20 protein-coding genes and 1 pseudogene are annotated in these 25,103 nt (G+C 73.2%); 10 read left to right on the forward strand and 11 right to left on the reverse strand.

Going from position 1 to position 25,103, the window contains the following annotated elements:
- Nucleotides 1-273 precede the first annotated feature (273 nt).
- The 5 genes and pseudogenes from MXD60_RS09500 to MXD60_RS09520 all read left to right on the forward strand — a co-directional run bounded on the left by MXD60_RS09500 (nucleotide 274) and on the right by MXD60_RS09520 (nucleotide 7,070).
- Entirely contained in the window at nucleotides 274-1,773 is a 1,500-nt protein-coding gene (locus tag MXD60_RS09500) for a P-loop ATPase, Sll1717 family (RefSeq protein ID WP_248818636.1), read from the forward strand.
- A gap of 227 nt (nucleotides 1,774-2,000) precedes the next feature.
- Complete coding sequence (locus tag MXD60_RS09505) at nucleotides 2,001-2,522, forward strand: hypothetical protein (RefSeq protein ID WP_308222415.1); 522 nt, start codon at nucleotides 2,001-2,003, stop codon at nucleotides 2,520-2,522.
- An 853-nt stretch (nucleotides 2,523-3,375) separates the two neighbouring features.
- Nucleotides 3,376-3,804, forward strand: a pseudogene (locus MXD60_RS09510) (isocitrate/isopropylmalate family dehydrogenase); the annotation flags it as partial.
- Between the two features lie 12 nt (nucleotides 3,805-3,816).
- The gene (locus tag MXD60_RS09515; RefSeq protein ID WP_248818639.1) at nucleotides 3,817-4,551 is read left to right on the forward strand and encodes an ABC transporter ATP-binding protein; all 735 of its coding nucleotides are present in this window, start codon (nucleotides 3,817-3,819) and stop codon (nucleotides 4,549-4,551) included.
- Between the two features lie 2 nt (nucleotides 4,552-4,553).
- Entirely contained in the window at nucleotides 4,554-7,070 is a 2,517-nt protein-coding gene (locus MXD60_RS09520; protein WP_248818640.1) for an ABC transporter permease, read from the forward strand.
- A gap of 131 nt (nucleotides 7,071-7,201) precedes the next feature.
- Here MXD60_RS09520 and MXD60_RS09525 read toward each other — a convergent pair whose 3' ends face one another.
- The 8 genes from MXD60_RS09525 to MXD60_RS09560 form a co-directional block, all read right to left on the reverse strand.
- The gene (locus MXD60_RS09525; RefSeq protein ID WP_248818641.1) at nucleotides 7,202-8,599 is read right to left on the reverse strand and encodes an alpha/beta hydrolase family protein; all 1,398 of its coding nucleotides are present in this window, start codon (nucleotides 8,597-8,599) and stop codon (nucleotides 7,202-7,204) included.
- Between the two features lie 47 nt (nucleotides 8,600-8,646).
- The gene (locus MXD60_RS09530; RefSeq protein ID WP_248818642.1) at nucleotides 8,647-9,756 is read right to left on the reverse strand and encodes an alpha/beta hydrolase family protein; all 1,110 of its coding nucleotides are present in this window, start codon (nucleotides 9,754-9,756) and stop codon (nucleotides 8,647-8,649) included.
- A gap of 426 nt (nucleotides 9,757-10,182) precedes the next feature.
- Complete coding sequence (locus tag MXD60_RS09535) at nucleotides 10,183-10,368, reverse strand: (2Fe-2S)-binding protein (protein WP_248818643.1); 186 nt, start codon at nucleotides 10,366-10,368, stop codon at nucleotides 10,183-10,185.
- 281 nt (nucleotides 10,369-10,649) lie between these two features.
- Nucleotides 10,650-11,468, reverse strand: coding sequence for a family 1 encapsulin nanocompartment shell protein (locus MXD60_RS09540; RefSeq protein WP_248818644.1), 819 nt, complete (start codon nucleotides 11,466-11,468; stop codon nucleotides 10,650-10,652).
- Nucleotides 11,465-11,878, reverse strand: coding sequence for an encapsulin-associated ferritin-like protein (locus MXD60_RS09545; RefSeq protein WP_248818645.1), 414 nt, complete (start codon nucleotides 11,876-11,878; stop codon nucleotides 11,465-11,467). The genes MXD60_RS09540 and MXD60_RS09545 overlap by 4 nt, the downstream gene beginning before the upstream one ends.
- 68 nt (nucleotides 11,879-11,946) lie before the next feature.
- Complete coding sequence (locus MXD60_RS09550) at nucleotides 11,947-13,059, reverse strand: OmpA family protein (protein ID WP_308222417.1); 1,113 nt, start codon at nucleotides 13,057-13,059, stop codon at nucleotides 11,947-11,949.
- A gap of 314 nt (nucleotides 13,060-13,373) precedes the next feature.
- Nucleotides 13,374-14,435: a phosphatase PAP2 family protein gene (locus MXD60_RS09555; RefSeq protein WP_248818647.1), complete on the reverse strand. Its 1,062-nt coding sequence runs from the start codon at nucleotides 14,433-14,435 to the stop codon at nucleotides 13,374-13,376.
- A 390-nt stretch (nucleotides 14,436-14,825) separates the two neighbouring features.
- The gene (locus tag MXD60_RS09560) at nucleotides 14,826-16,115 is read right to left on the reverse strand and encodes a L,D-transpeptidase (RefSeq protein WP_248818648.1); all 1,290 of its coding nucleotides are present in this window, start codon (nucleotides 16,113-16,115) and stop codon (nucleotides 14,826-14,828) included.
- 999 nt (nucleotides 16,116-17,114) lie between these two features.
- Here MXD60_RS09560 and pucL point away from each other — a divergent pair.
- Nucleotides 17,115-18,008 carry a factor-independent urate hydroxylase gene (gene pucL / locus MXD60_RS09565; RefSeq protein ID WP_248818649.1) on the forward strand — a complete coding sequence of 298 codons (894 nt, stop codon included), beginning with the start codon at nucleotides 17,115-17,117 and terminating at the stop codon, nucleotides 18,006-18,008.
- Between the two features lie 426 nt (nucleotides 18,009-18,434).
- On the opposite strand, the gene MXD60_RS09570 is transcribed toward pucL, so the two are convergent.
- Nucleotides 18,435-19,334, reverse strand: a complete 900-nt coding sequence (locus MXD60_RS09570) for an SAM hydrolase/SAM-dependent halogenase family protein (RefSeq protein ID WP_248818650.1) — start codon at nucleotides 19,332-19,334, stop codon at nucleotides 18,435-18,437.
- A complete protein-coding gene (locus MXD60_RS09575) occupies nucleotides 19,331-19,816 on the reverse strand; it encodes a DUF3099 domain-containing protein (protein WP_248818651.1) in 486 nt (161 codons plus the stop codon). The genes MXD60_RS09570 and MXD60_RS09575 overlap by 4 nt, the downstream gene beginning before the upstream one ends.
- A gap of 323 nt (nucleotides 19,817-20,139) precedes the next feature.
- Between MXD60_RS09575 and MXD60_RS09580 the strand changes: the two genes are divergently transcribed.
- The 4 genes from MXD60_RS09580 to MXD60_RS09595 are packed head-to-tail and all read left to right on the forward strand — an operon-like array spanning nucleotide 20,140 to nucleotide 24,492.
- A complete protein-coding gene (locus MXD60_RS09580; RefSeq protein ID WP_248818652.1) occupies nucleotides 20,140-21,519 on the forward strand; it encodes a glycosyltransferase family 4 protein in 1,380 nt (459 codons plus the stop codon).
- 5 nt (nucleotides 21,520-21,524) lie between these two features.
- The gene (locus MXD60_RS09585; protein ID WP_308222418.1) at nucleotides 21,525-22,832 is read left to right on the forward strand and encodes a glycosyltransferase; all 1,308 of its coding nucleotides are present in this window, start codon (nucleotides 21,525-21,527) and stop codon (nucleotides 22,830-22,832) included.
- A gap of 11 nt (nucleotides 22,833-22,843) precedes the next feature.
- Nucleotides 22,844-23,668, forward strand: a complete 825-nt coding sequence (locus MXD60_RS09590; RefSeq protein ID WP_248818653.1) for an SGNH/GDSL hydrolase family protein — start codon at nucleotides 22,844-22,846, stop codon at nucleotides 23,666-23,668.
- Nucleotides 23,669-23,679: 11 nt separating this feature from the next.
- Nucleotides 23,680-24,492, forward strand: a complete 813-nt coding sequence (locus MXD60_RS09595; protein ID WP_283098084.1) for an Rv1486c family protein — start codon at nucleotides 23,680-23,682, stop codon at nucleotides 24,490-24,492.
- 94 nt (nucleotides 24,493-24,586) lie between these two features.
- On the opposite strand, the gene MXD60_RS09600 is transcribed toward MXD60_RS09595, so the two are convergent.
- Entirely contained in the window at nucleotides 24,587-25,102 is a 516-nt protein-coding gene (locus tag MXD60_RS09600; RefSeq protein ID WP_283098085.1) for an Rv2134c family protein, read from the reverse strand.
- Nucleotide 25,103: the final 1 nt, after the last annotated feature.

A 25,103-nucleotide genomic window follows, 5' to 3' on the forward strand; every position in this document is an offset into this window, starting at 1 on the left:
CCCCCCACACCCCCCACCAACCCACCACCCCCCTCGACCTCCTCAGCGACTAAGCACCCCACCCGCGCGTCCAGAGGGACCCCACCCCTCTGGACCGCGCGTTTTCCACGCCGCCCCGGCAGGCCGCTTTTCGCCACCACCGGCCACGGACCTCGACGTTTTCGTTCGCCGTGCCGCACCACCAGGAATTCAGCCGACAGAAAGCAAAGGCGACGTTATCCTGAAAAAGCTCCGATCCGGGCGAGAACACACGTTCGATCGAAGGGGACGCGCATGGTCGACCTTGCACGGCTGAGCTTCGGTGCGGCGGCCGCGGAGCGCGACGTCCGGCGTGGCCTCGACGCCTATTTCATCGAGTCCTCCGCCTACACCCGGATGAACTCGGGCGCGAAGACGATCCTGGTCGCGAATCGCGGCGTCGGCAAGAGCGCGATCTTCAAGACGATCGCGCGCCGGCAGCGGGACGTAGGTGGCCTCGTCATCGAGCTGGCCCCGGAGGACTACTCCTACGAGTTTCTCAGCTCCGCGATGACCCGTGAGCTGGACGGTGCGTGGGCAAAGCTCGGCGCCTACACGACCGCCTGGAAGTACCTGCTCCTCATTCTGATCATGAAAGAGGTGACCCGCCGGCACGGCCGGTTGCGGCGCGGCGCGGAGAGCCAGATCTACGCCTATCTGCGGGACAACCACGCCGGCGCCACCGACAACCCGTTCGACTCGTTCGTGTCGTACCTGCGACGCATCGAGTCCATCAAGGTCGGGCGGTACGAGGCCAGTATCCGGACCAGGGAACTGCAGCAGCTTTACAAACTGCAGGAGATCAACCACCTGATCGACCCGCTCGTCCGCGTGTGCGAGCGAACCCAGGTGACCGTCCTGGTCGACGAACTGGACCGGGGCTGGGACGCCTCGGAGGACGCCCAGGCCTTCGTCGCCGGGCTGTTCCAGGCATGTATGTCGCTCAACGAGCTGTCGCCGAGCCTGCGGGTCGCGATGTCCCTGCGCCAGGAGCTCTACGACAACATTCCCGCGATCTACGACGACGCGCAGAAGTTCCGGGATCTCATCGAAGTGATCTCCTGGGACGAGGAGGGCCTGTGGCGGCTGATCGCGGGCCGGATCCGGCACACGGTCGCCGACTGCCGCACCCGCGGCGACGACGACTGCTGGCGGGCGGCCTTCACCCAGCCGTCCTGGTCGTTCCGCTACATGGTCGACCGATCACTGTGCCGCCCTCGGGAGATCATCCAGTTCTGCAGCCACGCCCTCGACCATGCCCGGGCCCACAGCTCCCGGCCCTCGGTCCGGATCACACCGCGGGACCTCCAGGCGGTGGAGGCGACCTACGCGGCGGAACGGACCCGGGATATCGCCGCCGAGTACCGCTTCCAGCATCCCGGGCTGCTCGGGGTGTTCGAGACGTTTCGTGACGGTCCGGAGGTCTGGTCCCGCGAGGAGCTCGAGTTGTTCCTGCTGGACCTGGCCACCGGCGCGGTCGGCGTCGCGCCGGAGGCCCGACCCTGGATCGACAGCCGGGATCCGGACGCGATCCTCGACGTTCTGTGGAACGTCTGCTTCCTCACCGCGGCCGAACCGGAGGCGGCCGGGGCCGGCGCCGCCCTGGACGCGACGGGGCCCGACCGGACCATGCCCGGCGGCACGCAGGCCGTCGGAGAATCGCCGCGGCGGACCCCGATCACGCGGCCCAGGTCGCATAGCGTTGCCAAGTTCCGGATCCATCCGATGTTCCACCGGTTCGTCTCCGAGCACTGAGGCCCCACCACCCCCGCCCCCAAAGTTCCAATTGGGCCATCGGGCCGGTTTTTCCACCTTACGGTCACCACTTCGGTGGCTGCTCGCTCGCAGGCGTTACCGTGGGCCCCATGCCACCGGCGGGTCTGGCCTGGCAGACGTTGTCCGATCCAGGAGCTTTGGCGCTCGTCGACGCCGATTCTGGCCGCGCGGCCGCGTTGGGCCGCCCTCATCCCACCGATCTACCCATGGTGCAGATCGTCGATCTTGAGCGGCTGGCCAACGGCTGGCTGGCTCCGGCGAGCCGGCCGCAGTCCGAACGGCACCTGCGCGAACAGGTCGCCGAGGACCCGCTGCGCACGATGCGGGGACTGTGCTGGCTGATGGCGATGGGTGTCGTCGCCATCCATCTGCGCACGGGCTGGGCGCCGGCCGCGGTCGTCCACGACCTGACGTTCCCGGGAATCTGGCGGGGCGCCGAGGCGCCGGAAAGCGAGCGGGTCTGGGAGAACCTGGCCGAACGCGTTCGCCTGGGTGTCCTCGCCGCGCTGACGGACGACCCCGACTCCGCCGCGCGCTTTCACGAATGCCTGCGCCATCCCCCGGGGATCACGCCGATCCTGCTCGACTACGCCCTGCGCATGCTTGCCGACCTGCACCAGCGGATGATCGACCACGGCATCGACCCGCGGGAGATGGCGGGCACCCTGGCGCTCTACACCGTCGACCCGCAGGACCGCGCCACCGCCTGTTTCCGCCCACTGACCTGACCGTCCGGCACTCGAACGTCGGGCACCACTTTGCGTCATTTCCCTCGCGGCATCCCGCCAGGGCCGCTCGGCCAGCCTGGGTGACACCCGAACCCACACTCCGGACAACACAGCCAGTCCTTCCTGCCGACCCGGCTGGATCGGGTCCGGGAGTTGCCCGCGCAGATGCCCGAGGCGTACTGCCGAGCCGGTATGCCAACCCGCTGAGCGCCCGGTCGCACGAGACCACCATGGACGAGCTCGTCAGCGAGCCCGGCTTCGATCTGGACCGTTCGATCCGGCCGAGCCACGGGCGGCCTTCGGCCCGCGCACCCGCGCTGCCCTCGTCGACTCGCCGGCGAACGCCGCCGAGCGCGCCTGGGCGCCGCCGCCCGGCGAGAGCCCATGCCGTCCCAGGTGACAGTGACCGCGATTCGGACGGTCTCGGCTCCCCGCCTTTCGCGGATCTGCCGATATATTTCCCGTGTCCGCGATGCGAGAACGAGGTTCGGATGTCCGGAGCAACCGAAGTCACGGAACGGGCCGGGTCAGCCCAATCCGGCAATGACGCGCCTCCTCGCCGTATCACAGCGACCGTGCCACCGGGCAACGAAATTGGACCCGAGATCATTGATCACACACCGTCAACATTGCAGGTCATGGAACTCGGCCTCGATTTCGATGGGCTCGACCAGGTAAACGCGCAGCGCTTCGCGCGCACCGGTGGGGCGCTCACCGGGGTGGGGATCCGCCGTGTCCGGGACAGCTCCGCGCTGCTGCCCGGCGCCGTCGGAGATCCGGCGGTGCACCTGCGGTGCCCTTTGGCGGAACCCGATGGCAGCGGCTCTGACAGGAGACCCGCGGCCGGTATCCGCATATCACCGCCACGCACGAGTACGCGGATGCCGCCGCGATGAAACTGGTTGCGGATCCAACGGCTTTCGAGGTGATCGTCACGAACAACTCCTATGGCGACGTCCTCAGTGACCTGACCGCCCAGCTGGCCGGCGGACCGGGCACCACCGCGTCGGCCAACCTCAACTGTGAAACGGGCTTCTGCCTGTACGAACCCGTGCACGGCAGCGCCCCCGACATTGCCGGCAAAGGCCTGGCCAACCCGATTGGAGCGCTGCTCAGCGCCGTGCTCATGCTGGAACGCCTAGGCCGCGGGGAAGCCGCGCGGGCGCTTCGCGACGCGGTCGACGGCTCGGTCGAGCACGGCGTCTGCACACCCGATCTCGGCGGTTCGCACCGCACCCGCGAGGTCGCCGAAGACATACGCGCAAGGTTGGTGTGGGGATAGGAGGAGGGGTTCATGCAGGGTGACGCGGATGTGGTCAGGCTGGAGCAGATCGTCAAGTCCTACGGCGGTGGGCAGGCTCGGGTGACGGCGCTCCAGGGGGTCAGTCTCGGGTTCCGCCGCGGGGCCTTCACCGCGGTCATGGGCCCGTCCGGCTCCGGCAAGAGCACCCTGCTGCACTGCGCCGCCGGCCTGGACCGGCCCACCTCCGGGTCCGTGTGGCTGTCGGGACGCGACCTGGCTCGCATCCCCGAACCGGACCTGACCGAGTTGCGACGCCGGGAGATGGGGTTCGTCTTCCAGTCATTCAACCTCGTCGAGTCGCTGACCGCCCTGGAGAACATCACGCTGCCCTTCCGGCTGTCCGGGACGCACGCCGACCGGGCCTGGGTGCGCGAGATCGTGACGCGGACCGGCCTGGCCGAACGGGTCCGGCACCGCCCGGGAGCGCTGTCCGGCGGTCAGCAGCAGCGGGTCGCCCTCGCCCGGGCGCTGGTCACCCGCCCGGAGATCATCTTCGCCGACGAGCCGACCGGGGCACTGGACCTGGAGTCCGGCCGGCAGATTCTTGGCCTGCTCCGGGAGGCGGTCGACGACTACGGCCAGAGCGTCGTGATGGTCACCCATGACACGGGCGCCGCCGCGTATGCCGACGAGGTCGTGTTTCTCGCCGACGGGCGCGTCGTGGACACCATCATCCAGCCGTCCGCCGAGGCTGTCGCCCGGCGCATGCTCGGCTTCGGGTGGTGACGGTGTTCTGGTTGGCACTGCGGACTCTCCAGGCGCGCAGGACCGCGTTTCTCGGCTCCTTCGTCGCCCTGGTGTGCACCTGTTCTCTGATCACCGCCTGCGGGTTGCTGTTCCAGTCCGCGCTCACCTCCCATCCGCCGGCGGAGCGCTACCGAGGCGTTCCGCTGGTGGTCTCGGGTAAGCAGTCCCTGTCCTTCACCTACGGCTCGGGCGACGGGAAGAACACCGAACACGTCTCGCTGCCGGAGCGGGTTCGCCCCACCGCCGACCTCGCCGGCCAGCTCAGCGCGGTCCCCGGAGTCGCCGACGTGGTCACGGACGTCTCGCTGCCCGTGGGCATCGCCGCGGGCGGGACGGAGATCGCCACCTCCGACACGGTGCAGCTGCACGGCTGGTCCAGCGCCCGGCTGACGCCCTACCGGCTCACCCACGGCCGTGCGCCGAGCGCCCCCGGCGAGGTCGTGGTCGACAGCGTTCTCGCCCACTCCGCGAAGCTCGACCCCGGAGCGCGGGTGTCCCTCGCCGACACGGACCGGGTGCCGGGCAGCTACCTCGTCGTCGGGGTCGCCGCGCACCAGCATGCCCACCCGGCTCCCGCCGTCTTCGTCACCGACGCCGAGGCGCGGCGCCTGACCGGCGGCGCGGTGGACGTCTTCGGCGTCTACCCGGCCACCGGCACCGCGACCGCGACCGTGGCCACGGCGGTGGGCCAGGCGTTGCGCGGGCTGCCGCTGACGGTGCGCACCGGCGACAGCCGCGGCACCGCGGAGTTCCTCGACGTGGACAACGCCCTGGAGAACGTCGTCGCGCTCAGCGCGACCTTCGGCGGCATCTCGATGGTGGTCGCGCTGTTCGTCCTCGCCGGCACACTGGCGCTGTCGGTGCAGCAGCGCCAGCGTGAGCTGGCGCTGCTGCGGGCCATCGGTGCCACCGGAGGCCAGATCCGGCTGCTGGTCTGCGGCGAGACCCTGGCGCTCACCGCGCTGGCCAGCGTGCCCGGCCTGGCCCTGGGCGCCGTGCTGGCCTGGATCATCCGCGCCGTCCTGGCCGACCACGACGTCGCGCCGCGGGCGATGCGGCTGGACATCGGCTGGATCCCGCTGCTCGTCGCCGCGGCCGCCACCGCGCTCACCGCCCAGCTCGCCGTGCTGGTCACCGGCCGGCGGGCCGGTCGGCTGCATCCGGCGCAGGCGCTCGTCGAAGCCGCCGTGCCGGCCGCGCGCCTCGGCCCCGGCCGGCTGCTGCTCGGCCTGCTGTGCGCGGCCGGCGGAATCATCACGGTGGCCGCGACCAGCTCGTTGTCCGGCGGTGTGCTCACGGCGATCGCCGCGGGCGCCGTCATGCTCCTGCTCGTCTCCGCCGGGCTGCTCGGGCCGCTGGTGTCCCGCCTGGCCCTGGCCCTGCTCGGCCCGTTCATCCGCGGCCTGTCGCGCACCACCGGGTTCCTCGCCGTCGCGAACAGCCGGGCGCACACCCGCCGGGTCACCTCGGTGTTCATCCCCCTCGTGCTGTGCACCGCGCTCGGCGGGACTCTGGTGTTCCTGCAGACCAGCCGATCCCATGCCGGCCACGTGCAGAGCCGCGACCGGGTCCTGGCCGACCGGGCGCTCGACAGCCGCCACGGTCTGCCCGTCAGCTTCGTCAGCACCGTCCGGGCCGTTCCGGGCGTCACCGCGGCGGCCGGCATCACCCCCACCACCGTCGTCACCGGAGGCTGGGACAGCTACGCCGCCCAGGCGATCACCCCCGAGGGCGGCGCCAGCGGCCTGCTCGATCTGGACGTCGCCGCCGGCTCGCTCGACGACCTGCGCGGCAACGCCGTCGCCATGAGCACCGCGCAGGTCCACGGAAAGCACATCGGCGACACTGTTCGCCTCTGGCTGGGCGACGGCACCCAGCGGGACCTGCGCCTGGCCGCCATCTACCGACGCAGCATCGGCTTCGGAGACTACCTGCTGCCCTACGCCGTCGTCGCCCGGCACACCACCAGCCCGCTGATCCAGACCGTGCTGGCCCGCACCGTGCCGCGGGCCCACGTCGACTTCGCCGAGTTGGCCGCCGCCAACCCGGGTCTGCGTATCCGCGACAGCGCCACCCTCGCCAGTGCCGACCAGGATCAGGAGGACCTCGGCGCCTGGACGAACTACCTCCTGGTCGCCCTGCTCATCGCCTTCGCCGCGATCGCCGTGGTGAACACCCTGGCCATGGCCACCCTCGCCCGCGGGCGGGAGTTCGCCACCCTGCGGCTGACCGGTGCCACCCGCCACCAGGTGATGCGGATGGTGCACTGGGAGGCGGTCCTCATCACCGTCATCGCCCTGGTCGTCGGCACTGCCATCACCGCGACCACCCTGGTTCCCTTCAGCGAGGGCATCAGCGGCAACGGCACGCCCTACGTTCCCCCGCTGTGGGCGGCCGCGCTGCTGGGCACGGCCCTGCTGCTGGCCATGGCCGGCAGTCTGCTACCCGCCCGTGCCGTTCTGCGCGCCCGGGGCGAGGAGTCGTCGGCAACCGGCTAGTGCGCACCTCGCGGGAAACGTGGTGAGCGTCGACGTGCATCTGCCGCATGCGGCGGGGGCGCGTTGCGGGCGATCTCGACACCGAACGACCACGAACGAGACCTGGCGGCCGGACAGACCAGAACAGCGCCTCATCGTTGCACGCGCAGCACCACGCCGGGACCGACCCGCTGTCCGCCGACGGCCAGGTACCGCTGGCTGGCGGCGTCGCCGCGCACCTGCCAGTCGAGGAACGCCACGACGGTGCGGTCGGCGACCACGTGGGCCGCCGGGGCGGCGAGCAGGGGCGGGCGGCACGTCACCGCGGCGGTCAGGGCGACCCGCAGGCGCAGCACCGGCGGGATGCGCGCGGCCCCGAGCAGGCCGTCCTGGCGGCAGATCTCGGTGAAGGAGTTGTGCGTCGCGTCGGTGACGGTGGCGCTGACCCGCGGACGGGACGACGAGAGCTCGCGGAAGGCCCGGCCGGCGTTGTCGTCGAGCGTGACGACCGGATCACGGGTGCCCGCGAGCAGCAGCGTCGGCACCCGGATCCGGGCGAGAAACGCCGCCGGCAGCGGTGCGGTCGCCGCCGCGATACCGACCGACACCCGCACGCGCGGATCTGGCGGCGCGGCCAGGAGACCGACGCTCGACACGATGGCGGTGAGGCCGCCGAAGGAGAAGCCGACCGCGGCGATCTGGTCGGGTCGGATCCGCGGCCGCACGGCGCAGGACGGGTCGGTCAGCGCGTCGATCACCGCCGAGAGGTCCCGGGACCGGTCCACCGCCATCGCGAGCTGCGGTTCCGCGCGCCCGGCCGCGACGTCGACCATGGTGTCGCCGGGATGGTCGGGCGCGGCGACGACGTAGCCGTGGCTGGCGAGTGCCTCCATCAGGTAGGCGGCCTGCACGCGGCTGCCGGCGCTGCCATGGGAGAACACGACCAGGGGGAACGGCCCGGGCGCGGGCGGCGCGTCGGTGACCGCGACGTCCGAGTCGAACCCGACGTCCCCGACCAGTGGGTAGAAGGCAGGCTGCCCCGCTCGGCCACGCTCCCCGCCGGCCACCTCGGGACAGGAGCCACCGGCGGCCACACCGACGCGCCCGGCCGAGCCGACCGCCGGTATCGGTGCCGCCAGCGGGATCGGGCGCGCCACGCCCTGCGGACGGCCCGCCCCGGCCGTTCCCGGCAGGTCGATGGTGCGAGGCAGCAGCGATGTCGCCGGACCGGCCACGGCGCCGGCCTGGGCCGGATACCAGAGCGACGTGATCAGCTGCCGGCCCGGACGGCGCGGATCGGCGATCCGCACCGTCCGATAGCCGACCGCCCACGGCCCCGGTTGCGGCGGATCCGCGGTCGGGCCGACGCCGGCCGACGCGGCCGGCACCTTCCCGTCCGTCCCCGCGGGGCCGCCTGGTGCCGTGCCCGCCCAGGGCTGGACGAGCCCCACGACCATCAGTGGAAGCACAACGGTCGTCGCCCGGCGCCACCGCCGCGACGTGGCGATGCCGTGACGCGCGACCCCCCGCCACGCAGCGCTACCCAGCACGACTGAGACATTACTTAAAGTAATCGAATGTTGCCGGGTCGGGGGCGTCACGGATGCAGGCGCACCGTCACGCCGGGGCCGATCGCCGGGCCGCCGCCGGCCAGGTAGAGCCCGCTGGCCAGGTCGGCCCGCAGCTGCCAGTCGAGGAACGAGACGACCACGCGGTCGGCTACCAGCTGCGCCTGGGCAGGTGCGAGCAGCGGCGGACGGCAGGTCACCGCCGCGGTCACCGCGACCCACAGGCGCAGGCCCGGTGGAACCCCGGCGCTGCCCGGCAGGCCGGCCTGCCGGCAGATCTCGGTGAAGGAGTTGTGCGTCGCGTCGGCGACGGCGACGCTCAGCCGCGGATGCGACGCCAGGAGGTCGGCGAAGGCCCGGTCGCCGTTGTCGACCATCGTGACCACCGGATCACGAACACCCCCGAGCAGCAGGGTGGGCACCGGGACCTGGGCGAGCAGCATCGGTGGCACCGGTGCGGTCGTCGCCGCGATGCCCACCGACACCCGCACGCGCGGATCAGCTGGCGCGGGCGACAGGCCGATGCTGGCGAGGATGGCGGTGAGGCCGCCGTAGGAGAAGCCGACCATGGCGATCTGATCGGGCCGGATCGACGGCGCCGCGGAGCACGTCGCGTCGGTCAGCGCGTCGATCACCGCCGAGACGTCCCGGGACCGGTCCACCGCCATCGCGAGCTGCTCCTCGGTGCGCACGCCGGCCGCCGCGTCGAGCATCGTGTCGCCGGGATGGTCGGGCGCGGCGACGACGTAGCCGTCATTGGCCAGCGCCTCCATCAGGTAGGCCGCCTGCACGCGGCTGCCGGCGCTGCCGTGGGAGAACACGGCCAGGGGGAACGGCCCGGGAGCGGGTGGCGCGTCGGTGACCGCGACATCCGAGCCGAACCCCGCGTCCCCGATGAGCGGGTAGAAGGCGTGCTGCCCCGCTCGGCCGCGCTCCCCGCCGGCCACCTCGGGACAGGATCCACCGGCGCCCCCGCCGGCCTGAGCGCCTGACCCGGCCACCGGATACCAGAGTGACGTGATCAGCTGCCGGCCGGGACGGCGCGGATCGGTGATCCGCACCGTCCGATAGCCCACCGCCCACGGCCCCGGTTGCGGCGGATCCGCACGCAGGCCGACGCCGGCTGCCGCGGCTGCCACCTTCAGGTTCATCCCCGCGGGGCCGGCTGTCGCCGTGGCCGTCGAGGGTCGCACGAACCCCGCGACGATCAGCGCCAGCGCGATCGCGACCAGCCAGTGCCACCGCCGCGGCGTGGCGATGCCATGACGCGCGCCCCCCGCCGCGCGCCGCTACCCATCATGCCGAGAACCATACTGAGAGTAACAAGACTGGGTCGGCCGCCGGACATCTCAAGGGCTGCCCGGGGCAGGACCGACGGGCCAGGTCATGTCCGGCCGATCATGGCGGGGGCAGCAACCAACCAGAAGCCAGTAGCCTCGGATTGTCGTCGCTCACCGTGACCTTTGAGTCCGGCTCCTCCACGGAACCCGACCGCCAACCAGGCCACAGCACACGAAGAGACGACACACCCACCAGCAAGATCGCCCGGACCCTGCCTCGATCGATCAGGCGATGAGCTGGACGCGGTGCGGGACGGTCTCGTCGAGGAGTTCCTCAATCTCCTCCACGCAGCCGCCGCAGCCGGTGCCGGCTCCGCAGCATTCGCCGATCTCGTCGACATCGTGGGCGCCGGCGGCGATGACCTTGCGCAGCGTTCGATCGGACACCGCGAAGCAGGAACAGACGAGCACCGCACCTCACCAGGCCCGAGGCCGTCAGCTCGCCCGGAGGGACGAACTGGCCGGCAGATGGACGACCCCGCCAGGGATACCTCACCGCCGGTCGGCCGGACCCGCAGAGCCCGAACGTTTAGCTAAGGCTTCCCTAAACACAGGGTGCCACGTGGGGGCGTCACACGCAAGACGGCCGTATCGCCCGTCGACGGGCGCGCAGGGGCCTGGCGTCGCCGGGCCGGTTGGCCGGGGTCGACACCTGTCGTCCGACCCCGGCGGGCACATCCCGGCGTGGGTGGCTACGCCCCGGTGCCGGCGGGGACGAGGGCGACCGCCGCGTCCGGCTCGGCGACGCGGAAGGTGAAGCTCTCCTCCAGGTACAGCTCGATGGTGTCGGTCGTGTGCGACGCGTACCCGATCGAGAGGTCCTGGCCGGACTCGAGCACGAAGTCGCCGCCGCGCAGGCTGAGCACGACGGCGCCGCTGACCCCTGGGGCCTGCACCACCGGGCCGTCGAGGATGTGCTGAAGATGCGTGAGCAGCAGGTAGCCGCCGTGCTCGGCGGTCTCGATCACGGCGGTGTAGACGTCCGGTTCGAGGGCCAGGGCGTACGGTCCCGCGATACCGGCGCGGCGCAGCAGGGCGACGGCCTTGGCGACGGTGCGCGGGTAGGTCTCGGTCCCGGCCTCCAGCGGCAGCACCGGGTGCGAGGTCGCCTCGGTGATGCCGATCAGGCCGGCCTCGGCGTAGCCGTGGAAGACCACCGAGTTCTCGGTGATGGCGATGCGCCGGACGGCTTCCTGCAGCGGGTCGAGGTCGATGTCGTCGGCGCCGCGGTCGGCATCGGCGAGCTGGGCCCGGTCGAGGGTGAAGTCGACGCGCAGCTCGATGACCGGCTGGACGCGGCGCAGGCCGGCGCGCACCCCCGGCGCCGGCGGGGACGCCAGCGCCGACACCCGGCCGAGCGGGGTCGCGGAGTACTCCCAGCCGTGCGGGCCGGCGAAGTCCACCACCTTGCGGGCCGCGAGGTTCGTCGTCAGCCGGGCCTTCGCCTCGTCATCGACCGCCTTCCAGGCCGCGTCCGTCAACGGGGCGTGGCCACGCAGAAGATGATTCACTCGCCTACTCCTTTGAGACTGCCGATTCCGAGGGAGCCGTCGCCCGGCCCCGCCGCCTGGGGGGCCAGCTGCGGCGCCTGCGCGCCGGGCGCGCCGTTGCCTTCCGTGGCGTTCTCCTCGACCTCGGTCACCGGCCCGGAGGTGAACAGGTAGGTCCGCAGCTGCGTGTCCAGCACGGGGTCATGCCGACGCAGCCACTCCAGCGTCATCGCCGCGTGTTCCTTCTCCTCGTCCCGGTTGTGCGCCAGCACCTGCGCCAGCTCCGGATCGGTCGCGGCGTCGACCCTTTGGTCGTACCAGTCGACCGCTTCGAACTCCTCCATCAGCGAGACGATCGCCCGGTGCCGGTCGACCGTCTGCGGCGAGAGTTTGTCGGGCTGCTCGTGCAGCCCCATGCTTGAGTCGCCCATGGCGACTGCCTACCACGTCCCGAGCCGGCCGACACGGGCGGTCGGATCCGGCGATCACGACCGGACGCTCAGGCGGGCGGCACCGGGATGATCTCGATGCGCCGGTTGGCGGCGCGTCCCCGCGCCGTGCGGTTGTCGCCCACCGGCTCCTCGGAGCCGAAGCCGGCGGCGCGGACGCGCTCGGCCGGCACCCCCCGGCTGACGAGATAGTCGGCGACGGTCTGTGCCCGGCTCAGCGAGAGTGCCTGGTTGACCCGGGACGGCCCCGAGGTGTCCGTGTAGCCGCCGACGAGGACGGTGATGGTCCCCGCGCGCAGGGCCGCGGCGACCTGGTCCAGGCGGGCGCGGGCCGCCGCGTTCAGCCTCGAGCCGGAGACGGGGAAGGTGACCCCGGCCGCACCGAGCGCCGCCCGCACCGCCGCCTGCGTCGACCCCGCGCTGTCCGCTCCTGAACCAGACGGGGCGGCACCGGACGAGGCGGCACCGGACGAACCCGCGGCCGAGGGTGTCGGGGCCGAGGGTGTCGGGGCCGCGGACGCGGGGGCGGAGCGCGGGACGACGAGCTGGTCGCTCAGCGTCGCACCCGGCACGCTCGGTCCGGCCGCGGCGAGCACCGCCGCGCCGAGGCTGCGGGCAGTGGCCGCGTCGGGCACGCTGCCCGCGACCGCGACCGCGCCGGACCGCAGCGTCGCCGAGTGGTTGCCGGGGACGCGACGCAGCGCCGCGGCGAGCGCCGGGACGGCCTCGACGGGCGGCTCGGCGACGGTCGGGTCGACCGTGACGGTGCCGCGGACGGCTCCCCCACCGGCGTCGGCGACGGCGGCGAGCAGCCGCGCGCGGCTGTCCCGGTCCGGCACGGTCGCGGTGATCGACAGGTCCTTGCCGACCACGGCGAGGACCAGCGGCCGGGCCGGCTCGCTGGCGATCACTACGTCGTTGCCGAGGCGGGCGGACGTGGTGCCGCTGACGGCCGCGGACGCCCGGGCCTGCTCCGCGGCGGCGGCGCTGGGGAACCGGCCGGTGACGACCGCCGTCCGGCCCTCGATGTGCACCTGGGCGTGGACGCCGCCAGCGGCCTTGACCGCCGCGGAGGCGCGGGCGGCGAGGTCGTCCTGGATGGGCCCGCGGCGCAGCGCGAACGCGATCAGGGCAAGCAGCAGCCAGGCCAACAGCAGCGACACTACAAACGCAACTGGCCGGGGCCGGTTCATACGGGCTGCCAGGGACTGGGTCATCGTTCGGCTCCGGGCGGGATCGGACCGGGCGGGAACGCCGCTGACCCGGCGGAACGCGACGCCGCACAGCGCGACGCGGACCGGGCTGGGTCACCGGCGGGGGGTCAGACGGGGGTTGCGGCCGCCATGGTCGCTTCACAACCTTCGCACATCGGCATCAGCGGACACTCGCCGGGGCAAACATTCGCCGAACAGGCAAAGCAGGAGGTCGCCTCCGCGCCGTGCGGCGCGCGGCGGCCGGCGACCGGTGGCCCGCGGGCTCAGCCGGTGCGGGCCCCGTCCGGTCGGACCGCCAGCCCCGCCACACCGGGCACGTCGTCGCTGGTCCGGCGGGCCGCCACCGAGGTCGGAGCGGTCTCCGGCGCCGCGTCCGGGCCCGACGTCGCGGCCGGTATGCGGCCCGACTCGGCAGCGGCGGTCGCACCGGCGGCAGTGCCCGCGCCGGCAACAGTGCTCGCACCGGCGGCGGCGTTCGCGTCCGCGGGGTAGGACGACTCGGCGACGCTGACCGCCCGGGCGGCCGGAGTCGGCTCGGCGGCCGGGCCGACCGAAGGGGCCACCTCGGCGGCAGGCGTGGTCGCGCGGACTCGGCGCCATCTGAACGCCAGGGCCACCGTGGCGGCGGACACCCCGAGCACCGACCAGCCGGCCACGGCGTCGAGCAGGTAGTGGTTCGCCGTGGACATGACGACGAACAGCGTCGCCGCCGGGTAGAGCACGCCGAGGACCCGCGTCACCCGGTGGCGGCCGAAGCGCAGCAGCAGGAACCCGCACCACAGCGACCAGGCACAGTGCAGCGACGGCAGGGCGGCGAACTGGTTGGTGAGGCTCTCAAGGCCGTTCGGCGCGGCACTGGCCGTGCCGGTCCACCAGCCCCAGCCCTCGAAGTGCGCCATCGTGTCGGTGTAGTGGGTGCCGGTGAGCAGGCGCGGCGGCGCGGTCGGGAACAGGAAGAACCCGAGCAGGCACAGCAGCGTGGTGATGACGATCGTCCAGCGGATCTGCGAGTAGTTGCGGGTGTTGCGCCGGTGCGACCAGACCAGCAGGCTCGGCGTGACGATGAAGTGCAGCGTCGCGTAGTAGTAGCAGCAGAGGACGGCCACCACCGGGACGCGCTGCACCCACCGGTTGAGCGAGAGCTCGATGTCGATGTGCAGGTAGGTCTCGAGGCGCAGCAGGTCGCGTCCCATGTGCATCGCGTCGGCCACCGAGGCGTCCGCCACGGACCGGGTGCCTGTGTACGAGTAGTAGAGCACCGCCAACATCAGCACCTCGACCCACCAGACCGGCAGACCGGTGGTCTGGTTGCGCAAGCGCCTCACACTGCACCCCTCGAACGTCGTCCCTGATGCGCCGACCGTCACCGCACGGGGTGTCGCGACAGCCCACTTTTCACGGTTCCACTCAACAGCATGAGTCGACGGCCTTCGTCAGGGGTCGTGCGATGACCCGTCCGGGACGGAAATTCACCCAGATCTCGTGTTCTGTTGCCACTGTCCCGCCTGACTCCCGCCGTCCAGTCTGCAACCGCCGTCCAGTCCGCGGCCACCGACCCGTTCACGGCCACCGACCCGTTCACGGCGGCACCCGCAAGCGCGACGGCCCGCCGACCAGGTTCGATCGGCGGGCCGTCAGGGTGGCGGCGGGGTCGTGCGGGTGGGACGACCGGCCGCGGGGGCCGGCCGTCCCGCGCGGCCGCGGGACGCGCCCGGTCAGGCGCCCCCGGCGGCGGCGACGGCTCCTGGGACCGGCGCGGTCGCCGGCGGAGCGGAGGCCGGCGCGCTGGCGGTGCCCGCCGTGGGGCTGGGCGTGGTGTTGGGCTGGTTCGACACCGGCAGTGCGCTGCCCGCCGTCCAGACCGACCAGGGCACCGACCAGAAGTTGCCGAGCTGGCTGGTGTCCGGGGGACGGCCGGTGTTGGAGATGTCGACGATGTCACCGAGCCGGCTGATGCCGTAGAACCACTCGGCGTCCACCGGCGAGGCGTTCACGCAGCCATGGGAGACGTTCGTGTTCCCCTGGGAGGCCACCGACCACGGCGCCGAGTGCACGTACTGGCCGCCGCTGGTGTAGTTCACCGCCCACTGGACCTTCTCGTAGTAGTAGTCCGGGTTGCCCTTGGGGATGCCGACCGTGGCCGAATCCATGATCACTTCAGGGGACTTGCCCAGGACGTTGTGCGGCCCGTCCATCGACGGGGTGCCGGGCTTGCCGAGGCTGACCGGAAGGGTCCGCAGCAGCTGCCCGTTGCGATACACCCGCATGATGTGGGTGGCGGCGTCGACCTTGGAGATCTGGGCGGAGCCGATGTCGAAGTCCATGGCTCGGTCCTTCACGCCGAAGCGGCCGTCACCCGCGTCGTAGCCGGCGAGGTTCGCCTCGACGTGCACCCTGGTCCCCGGCGTCCAGTACTGCTGCGGGCGCCAGACGACGAGCCGGCTGGTCACCCAGTTCCACGCGCCCAGGATCGGCTGGTCGGTCGTCACCGACAGCCGCTGCTGGACGGCGGCGCGCTGCGCCGAGGGCACCGGAGCGGAGAAGGTCAGGCTGATCGGCGCGCCGACCCCGACCGTCTGCCCGGTGACCGGGTCCCAGGAGACCTTGAACGACTTCGCGGGCACGCCCGTGTCGAAGCTGGTGTGCACGGACCTGCTTCCCACCACGCCGGGCGCCGGGCTGGTGGACGCCACGACGGCGTACCGCGAGCCGGAGAACAGGCCGCCGATCGACGTCCACGTGCGCCGGTCGGCCGAGTAGGTGCCGGCGAGCACGCCGGGGTCGGTCTTCTCCGTCGCGTTCGCCGCCCGGTTGACCTGCACGTCCGCCAGCGGGGCGTTGGCGTGCACGACGACGTGGTCGGTGAGGGTCACCCCGGTGGTGCGATCGCCCGGGGTGACGGTCACGGCGGCGGCCGGGGTCGGCGGCGCGGTGGGTCCCACGGTGCCCGAGGTGCCGCCGGTGGAGCAGGCCGCCAGGGTCAGGGCGGCCGCGAAGGCGAGCACCCCGCCCGCCTGACGGCGCCGCCTCCGACACCCGGAGCCGGAGGTGATCACGGATCCGGCAGGCCTCGCGGGCACCACCGATGCGACAGACATCACAGAATTGGCCGACATATCGGGCATTCCAGGCACACCGCGCCGACCCCGACCCAGGACAGGCGGCCAACACCACCCCCCGGAAACACGCGAGGGAATCATTACCGAGTGAGACATGTAATGCCCTCTTCCGAAGAACGCGACCGGCATCCTCGCCGGACGGAAACCTAGGTCCGAACGGTACCCAGCCGCCGGCACCTCGGCCCGTTGATCACGGGAACAGGTGGTGTCAACAGGAAGACCATCACTCTTCGTTGAGCATATAAATACGGAGGGTAGCGCCCTCCGGGTATTCCCCATGAACTCCTCCCCCTTCACCCCTTCCGACGCGCAGGTACCGGGCAAGGTTGTCCCCCGGAGACGACAATTCGCCGAGCCACCGAAAGCAACGACCAGGGCCCACCGTGCCACCATCCGGGACGCAACCGACCACGCATTGCAGACGCTTTCAGCAACCCCGGAACGACACCGGGAAGCGCCGATCGACACTGTCCGGATCATTGCGCCGCTCGTGCTCGCAGCGGGGTGCGCACATCGGGCCGTTGCGATGCTGATGACCAACCCGGCGCCGGCGGGTGGAACCAGCACCGGCAGCACCCGCACCGATCACCGGACGGCCCCCGGTCGATCATCGCGAGCCCAGCGCACCGCCGGCACGCGGACCGGCCCGGAACCGCGCGGCCGACCCGAAACCGCCGCGAAACCGGCGACCGGCCGGGCCGTCACGCCGCTGCCGCAGGATGAGCGCTGCCGCCGAGCCGGTACCGGACCGCCGCCGCCGCCCGGTACAACGTCAGGATCGGCGGGGACACCAGGCCGGGTGAGGCGCACCGAACAGGTGCGGGCGAGTGCGGCGGCGACCGACCGTGCACGCGAGCATCGCCCGCGCGCGACCAGGGAGGCCAGATGGCGATCGTGCTCGGACCGAACCAGTTCGGGAAGGCGGAGATCCGGCTGGTGCACGTGGACCGGTCAGGCCCGGTCCACCACATCACCGATCTGAACGTGTCGACCGCGCTTCGTGGCGACTTCGCCGCCGCGCACCTGACCGGCGACAACGCCCACATCCTCACCACCGATGCGCAGAAGCACACCGTCTACGCCTTCGCCCGGGAGCACGGGATTGGCCAGATCGAGGACTTCGGGCTGCGCCTCGGCCGGCACTTTGTCAGCTCCTTTCCGTGGATTGACGGCGCCCGCGTCGAGGTCGAGCAGTACAACTGGGATCGGATCATCGTCGACGGGGCGCCGCACGATCACGCATTCAGTCGGGCCGGTGGGGAAAAGCGCACGACCGTCGTCACGCTGGCCGGGGACGCCGCATTCGTCGTTTCCGGGATCGCCGATCTCGTCGTGCTCAAGTCAACCGGTTCGGAGTTCTGGGGATTTCCGCGCGATCGGTACACCACCCTCGCCGAGACCACCGACCGCATCCTCGCCACCGAGGTCACGGCGCGCTGGCGCTACGCGGCGGCCGAACTCGATTTCGGCGCACTTTTCGGCGAGGTCCGAGAACAGCTCGTGAGCACCTTCGCCCGGGTGCACAGCCTGGCCCTGCAACAGACCCTCTACCAGATGGGCGAGGCCGCGCTGACCGCCTGCCCGCAGGTCGCCGAGATCCGGATGTCGATGCCGAACAAGCACCATTTCCTGGTCGACCTCAGCCCGTTCGGCCTGGACAACCCGGACGTCGTCTACCAGGTGCCGGACCGGCCGTACGGCCGGATCGAGGCCGCGGTCCTGCGCGACGACGCCCCCGACGCGGGTCCGAGCTGGCTGGCCGTCCCCGGCTTCTGCTGACGCGGCCCGGACGCGGACAGCCTGTCCGGCCCCCCGTCCTGGCCACCCCGACCGGGGGCGCCCGACCGGGGGCGCCCGACACGGGAGGTGGCCGGCGCGGAGGTCGGCCGACACGGGAGGTGGCCGGCGCGGAAGGCGGCGAACCGCACGAGCCGGGCCCGGTCAGCGGGCGGACAGTGCCCCGTCCACGAACGTCCACGGGTACGCGGCCCACCGCCACAGGCCTGAAACGACCGTACGTAGTCGACACCGACCCAGATGATCATGTGGCGGGTGCGTCGTGGTCGCTCTGTACGGACAGTCCGGACGGCGAACCGTACAGAGGCGCCACTGCGGGGTACCCAACTCGCATATCGGGCGAGACGGGCACGCGAGCCCGTCGCGGTCGATGACCGGGCCGCTCGGCATTCGATCGTGGACGGCGCATCAGGCGCGCTGGAGCGCCAGCCTGTCGCCGGGGGCGAGTCCCAGCGCGGCGGCCGCGTCGCCGTCACGCACAGCGAGCGCAGCCATACCGGCCGCGTCGGCGTAGAGCAGCGGCTCGCCGGGTGCCACCGAGGCGAAGGTGACACCGACCGCGATCTCGATGCCCGCCGAGGGCAGGCCGCCCGACCTGGGCAGGCCGCCCGCCCCGCGTAGGCCGCCCGCGGGCGCGCGGTCCACCGCGGGCGGTTGCGGCCCGGTGTTGGCGACGCCCGTCGATCCCGCCGGTGACAGCAGGGCCCGGGCCGGCGGGCTCAGGCCGACCTCGCCGAGATGCGCCGCGGACGCCGCGAGCTGGACGTTGCCGAAGATGTCTACGAGCACCACCTCGGTCTCGAGCGCGCCGTCCGGGCGTCGGTGCACATACGGGCCGGGCAGGCGGACGAGCGTGGCGGGATCCAGGGGCGGGCCGAGAGCGGCCGGTTCGTCGCCGCGCGCGAGGCGCGCCGCGGCCGGGGCGAAGACGTCACGGCCGTGGAACGTCGCGGGCGTCCCGGCCGGCACGGGCAGGCTGACCGCGGTCCGGATCCCCCCGAGCCGCTCGGCGGCGTCGATGAGCAGGCCGTTGTCCGGTCCGACCAGGTCGCCACCGGCCGCCCGCAGCGCCACCGCCCGCCGGGACGTGCCGACCCCGGGATCCACGACGGCGAGATGGACCCCGCGCGGCAGTGAGCCGACCGTCTGCGCGAGCACCGTCGCCGCCCGGCGCACGTCGCCCGGCGGTACCAGATGGGTGACGTCGATGATCCGGGCGTCCGGCGCGGCGCACAGGATCACGCCGTGGCAGGCCGCGACGAACCCGTCCGCGAGACCGTAGTCCGTGGTGAAGCTGACGACGCTCACCACGCCGACGCGGAACCACCGACCGGGTCGGTACCGGCCGCACTGCCTGCTCCGGCTGCCCTGCCTGCTCCCGCCGCACTGCCCGCTCCCGCCGCACTGCCTGCTTCGGCCGGCCCGTCGGTGGTGTTCGACGTGGCCCGGCCGGGGGTGCCGTGGACCCAGCCCTCGTCGTCGACCCAGCCCTCGCTGTCGACGACGCTGTGCGGATCGGCGGTCAGCGCCGCGGGGGCCTGGGCCACCGCCTGCTGCGGGTCGAAGGTGACGGGTTGTTGGCGTTCGGGCGCCGGCCCGCCGTTCGCCGCGACGACGGCGATCCAGGGCATCACGACGGCGATCGCGACGGCGACGAACCGCAGCCAGCCGTGGAAGGCGACGACGGCGAGCACGAAGCACACCACCCGGAAGGCCATCGAGGCCAGGTAGCGCAGCTCCCGACGGTGGATGTCCGACTGTCGGGACCGGCTGGCAGACGTGATCAGCACTGTCCGCCGCCGCCTCGAAATCACGCTCGCACCTCGCTGCTTCGCACCTGCCCGGTGGGATACCGGCGTCGGCGGGGCCGGCCGGGTGGCTGACCCGTCCCACCCGAACTCGCCTGTCTCCCAATATCCTCCTCGGTGGCCGACGGGGAAAACGACGTGCGCGGGGCGACACCGGCGCCGGCCGCTCGCGAGGTCCGGATGGCCCGGCCCGCGCGGCCCCCAACGGCCCTACACCAATCTGTGCGGGAACGTTCACGTATCGGTCGGCTGGTCGTCCGCGGGACGGCTCTGTGCCCTGCCACCGTGCTCGTGTGCGCGTTGCCGTGATCACCGAATCGTTCCTCCCGCACGTCGACGGGGTGACGAACACGGTGTGCCGAGTCCTGGAACATCTCCGTGACCAGGGCCACGAGGCGATGGTCGTCGCCCCGGCCCCGGCACCGGCGGCCCGGCGCACCGCGCCCCGCGCGCACGCCGGCGCTCCGGTGCTGTGGGCGCCGTCGGCGCCGCTGCCCGGCTATCCGGCGTTCCGCTTCGCCGTCCCGTGGCCCGCCCTGACGGCGGCGCTGCGCGAGTTCGACCCGGACATCGTGCATCTGGCCGCGCCGGCGGGGCTCGGCGCCCAGGCGGTGCTGGCCGCGCGGCGCCTCGACGTGCCCAGCATCGCCGTTTATCAGACCGACATCGCCGCCTTCGCCGCCCGCTACGGCCTGGCCACCGCGGAACGCACGATCTGGCACTGGCTGGCCACCGTGCACCGCCTCGCCGCCCGCACGCTCGCGCCGTCCTGGGACGCGGTCGACGCGCTGCTGCGCCAGGGGGTGCAGCGGGTCGCCCGCTGGAGCCGGGGCGTCGACACCGAACGCTTCCACCCGCGGCACCGCGACGACGAGCTGCGCCGCCAGCTGGCGCCGAACGGCGAGCTGCTCGTCGGCTACGTGGGCCGCCTCGCCCGGGAGAAGCGGGTGGAACTGCTCGGCGCGATCCACGAGCTGCCCGGGACGCGGCTCGTCGTCGTCGGCGACGGGCCGTCGCGGGCGGCGCTCACCCGGTCGCTGCCGGGCGCGGCGTTCCTCGGGTTCCGCGGCGGGACGGAGCTCTCCGCCGCGGTCGCGAGCCTGGACATGTTCGTCCACACCGGGGTGCACGAGACGTTCTGCCAGGCGGCGCAGGAGGCGAAGGCCAGCGGGGTGCCGGTGGTCGCGCCGGCCGCCGGCGGACTGCTCGACGTCGTCGAGCACGGCGTCACCGGCCTGCACTACGCCCCCGGCAACGCGGTGGCGCTGCGGGCGCAGGTCGCGGACCTCGCCGCGGACGCACCTCGGCGGGAGGCGATGGGGCTGGCCGCGTACGAGTCGGTCGCCGGCTGCGGCTGGGGCGCGATCGGCGACGAGCTGCTCGGCCACTACCGCGACGTGCTCGGCACCGGTGGTCGCGGCGGTCGCCGCCCCCGGTGGGCGCACGGCGCGTCCGGCCTGGCGGGCACGGGGCCACAAGGCCCGCCGCCACGGTCCGCCCGCCCTGGCCCGGACGGGTGGCCGCGCGCCCGGTACGCGCCACGTGGCCACCACCCGGCGCCCCTACGTTCCCCGGACTCGCCGGACTCGCCGGACTCGCCGGCCGGGGCAGCAACCGTGCGCGCGGGGGACACGCGCGCACCGGAACCGCTCCATGGGGACGCGGTCAACCGAGACAGCAGGTGATCAGCATGAAGATCGTGCAGGCGGCGAACTTCGTCGCGCCCAACTCCGGCGGCATTCGGACCACGCTGCGCCATCTCGCGGCGGGATACGCGGCGGCCGGGCACGAGGTCGTCCAGATCGTGCCCGGGGACTGCGACGCGGTGGAGGAGACGCCGCACGCCCGCGTGCTGCGGGTGCGCGCGCCACGGCTACCCGGCACCGGCTACCGGATCATCGCCCAGCCGTGGCGGGTCGCGGCCCTGCTCGACCAGGAGACACCCGACCGCCTCGAGGTCCACGACCGGGCCACGCTGGCGCCCCTCGGCCGGTGGGCGCACCGCCGCGGCGTGCCGTCGCTGGTCGTCAGCCACGAACGCCTCGACCGGCTCCTCGGCACCTGGACGCCGCCGTCGCTGCGCGGCGTCCTGCCGGTCACCGCGACGGCGGACCGGGCGAACGCGGCACTGGCCCGTTCCTTCGGCACGGTGGTGACGACGACGGCGTGGGCCGCGGCCGAGTTCGTCCGGATCGCCACGCCGAACCTGCGTCACATCCCGCTCGGCGTCGAACTCGACGGGTTCCACCCGGACTTCCGCGACCGCACGCTGCGGCGGGCCTTCGCCCGCGACCGGGAGACGCTGCTGGTCGTCACCAGCCGGCTCTCCCCGGAGAAGCGGGTCGACCTCGCCGTCGACGCCGTCGCCGAACTGGTCCGCCGCCGGGTGCCGGTGCGCCTGGTCATCGCCGGCGACGGGGCGGCCCGCGGGCGGCTGGAACGGCGCGCCGCCGGCCTGCCGGTGACCTTCCTCGGCTTCGTCGCCGACCGTCGCCGCCTCGCCGGGCTGCTGGCCAGTGCCGACGTCGCGTTCGCCCCGGGCCCGGTGGAGACGTTCGGCCTGGCCGCCCTGGAGACACTGGCCAGCGGGACGCCGGTCGTCGCGCACCATGCCAGCGCGCTGGCCGAGTTGATGGTGCCCGGGGTGGGCCTGGTCGCCGCCGGCAGCGGCTTCACCTTCGCCGACGCCGCCGTGGAACTCCTCGACGTCACCCCGGCCGAACGGACCGCCCGGCGCGCCGCCGCCCGCGCCCGCGCGGAAGGCTTCACCTGGTCCGCCACCGTCGACGGCTTCCTCGCCTGCCACACCGACGCCCGCCGCCACAGCGACACCGGCCGCGATACCGAGACCCATCACACCGATACCGGATCCGACCACGCCGGTGCCGACGCCGACCACGTCCGCGTGGGCCAGCCGGGCCGGGTCAGGATCGGCGACGGGCGCACCGTCACCGGCGGCGGGCCTGGCGCCCTTCCGCCGGCGCCACTGGCCGCCTGAGGCCAGTCGACGTGGCCGCCGCATACCCAGCGCGGTTCGTCGCGCTGGGCGACAGCATCACCGTCGGGCTCGGCGACGGAGTGACGATGGGCCGGGAACGCCGCCACGACGCGCCGGCCCGCGGCTTCGCCGCCCGCCTCGTCGAGTGGCTCGGCCCACCCGGCGCCGTCGAGTACACCAACCTCGCCACGACCGGGGCCACCGCGCGGGCCGTGCGCACCCGCCAGCTACCCGTCGCGCTGACCCTCGCCCCGCAGGTCGCCACCGTGGTCGCCGGCATGAACGACGTGCTGAAACCGTCCTTCGATCCGCTGCGGCTACGCCAGGACCTGGTGTGGACGGTGGGCCGGCTGCGGGCGCAGGGTGCGACGGTGGTGACCGCGACCATGCCCGACCCGGGCCGGCTGCTGCGGCTGCCGGGGCCGCTGGCGGGGCTGCTCGCCGACCGGGTGGAGCAGCTCAACGCGGCCGTGCACGCCACGGCGCGGACCGACCCGGGGGTGCTCGTCGTCGACCTCGCCCGCCATCCCGCGGTGCGCCGCCGGTCCACCTTCGACGTCGACCGGGTCCATCCCGGGCCGTACGGGCACCAGCTCATCGCGCAGGCGTTCGCGCACCGGCTGGCCGAGGCCGGGGTACCACCTGTCAGCACCCCGGCCTGGGTCGGGCATCCCGCGCCGCCCGAAAGTGAGGTCGCGGCGCCGGGGACGCTGCGGCACGGCTACTGGCTGCTCAGCGTCGGGGTGCCGTGGCTGGCCGGGCGGTGTCTGCCGAAGGGCGATCCCGGCCCGTCCGGGGCGGAAAACTGGCCCCGGAGTCTGCCCAGGCGCGCGTGAGGCCGCCACGATTGCCTACCCTAGGCGATGTGCTTCCCGCCCTGTCAGCCTCGCCCCGGTCCGGCGTCCTCACCGGCTGGGGTAACGCGTGGCTCGCCGGGCTCGTCGGGCTCGACGATGTGATCACGCAGGTGCACCGCGCGCTCGGCGGTGCCCCCGCGCCGCACACCCTCGGCGACGAGCCGCTGGTCCTCGGCCTCGGCGCGCTGCGCGCGGCCGGCGCCGAGCGGCTACGGCTGGTGCTGCCCATCCCGGGTGACGCCGCCGGCCTGCCCGGCCCCCCGGAGGTCAACCGGGATGCGATCACGGCAGGTGAGGCCGTCATCGTCGTCGGGCCGGTGCCGCCGCTGGCGCTCGTTCCCGGGGTGGTCGTGCACGGTCCGGCGGTGGAGGGCCGGCTGGAGTCGGTGCACTGGCGGGTGCTGTCCGCGGCCCGGACGCCGCCGCCGGGGGCGGGGCTGCGCGCGGCCGAGCACGAGCTCAGCGACGCCATCCGGACGACGACGGCCGCCCTGGTGCACCTCGACATCGCCAGCGCCCGCCCCGAGGTGATGGCGCTGCTGCGTGACCGCGGGGAGCCCGAGCCCGGTCCGGGCCTCGGGCCCGGCCATCCGCCGGGCGCCCACGCGCTGCTGGCCCGCGCGGAGCGGCTCTCGGCCCTGCTGGACCTGGCCGCGCGGGACGACGGCGCCGCGGTGACGGCCGTCGAGATCGCCCGCCGCACGGCGGCGCTGCGCGGCCTGTCGGCGGCGGTGCGGCACGCCTACGAGGCCGCCTACGACGCGTTCGACCCCAGTTACGCGACGGTCCGCCCGCCGCGCTGAGCGACCGGGGGGCGCTGGTCCCGGCCCACGGATCGGCTGGGGCGGGGCGGTGGCCGTCAGCCCAGGCGGTGGCCGTTGGTTCAGGCGGGGGCCGTCAGTTCAGGCGGGGGCAGAAGTGGCCGCCGGGATCGTCCGGTCGCCCACACAGCACGCACGGCGGCCGGCCGGCGGCGACGACCGTGCGGGCCCGTTCGATGAACGCGCGGGCCTGCCGGATCGACAGGCCGACCCGCAGCGAGTCGAGCTCGTCCTCGCTGTCGGGCAGTCGGATCTCCCCCGGGGAGAGCCCCGCGGCCTCGACGAACACGCGGTGACCGTCCCAGGAGACGGTGAGCTGCCCCAGGTGGAAGTCCTCCTGGAAGGGCGCGTCCAGCGGGGCGAGGTCGATCTCGACGTCCGCCGCGGCCGGCAGGGCGATGCCCTGGGTCTGGCCGACCTGGCCGAGCAGCGTGTTCAGCCCGTCGGCGAGGGCCGAGACCTCCGTCTTCTCCAAACCCACCGTCACGACCTGACCGCGGTCGGCGGCCTGCAGGAAGAAGTTCCGGTCGCCGGGCTGCCCCACGGTTCCCACCACGAACCGATCAGGGGATTCGAACACGTAGCGCTGCATA

Origin of the sequence: Frankia sp. AgB32 (assembly GCF_023243045.1) — a bacterium.
Taxonomy (GTDB): Bacteria; Actinomycetota; Actinomycetes; order Frankiales; family Frankiaceae; genus Frankia.

Coding starts and splice junctions, on each gene's coding strand:
- MXD60_RS09585 (WP_308222418.1), top strand. CDS start 21,525: ATGAAGATCGTGCAGGCGGCGAACTTCGTCGCGCCCAACTCCGGCGGC.
- MXD60_RS09500 (WP_248818636.1), top strand. CDS start 274: ATGGTCGACCTTGCACGGCTGAGCTTCGGTGCGGCGGCCGCGGAGCGC.
- MXD60_RS09545 (WP_248818645.1), bottom strand. CDS start 11,878: ATGGGCGACTCAAGCATGGGGCTGCACGAGCAGCCCGACAAACTCTCG.
- MXD60_RS09515 (WP_248818639.1), top strand. CDS start 3,817: ATGCAGGGTGACGCGGATGTGGTCAGGCTGGAGCAGATCGTCAAGTCC.
- MXD60_RS09505 (WP_308222415.1), top strand. CDS start 2,001: ATGGTGCAGATCGTCGATCTTGAGCGGCTGGCCAACGGCTGGCTGGCT.
- pucL (WP_248818649.1), top strand. CDS start 17,115: ATGGCGATCGTGCTCGGACCGAACCAGTTCGGGAAGGCGGAGATCCGG.
- MXD60_RS09600 (WP_283098085.1), bottom strand. CDS start 25,102: ATGCAGCGCTACGTGTTCGAATCCCCTGATCGGTTCGTGGTGGGAACC.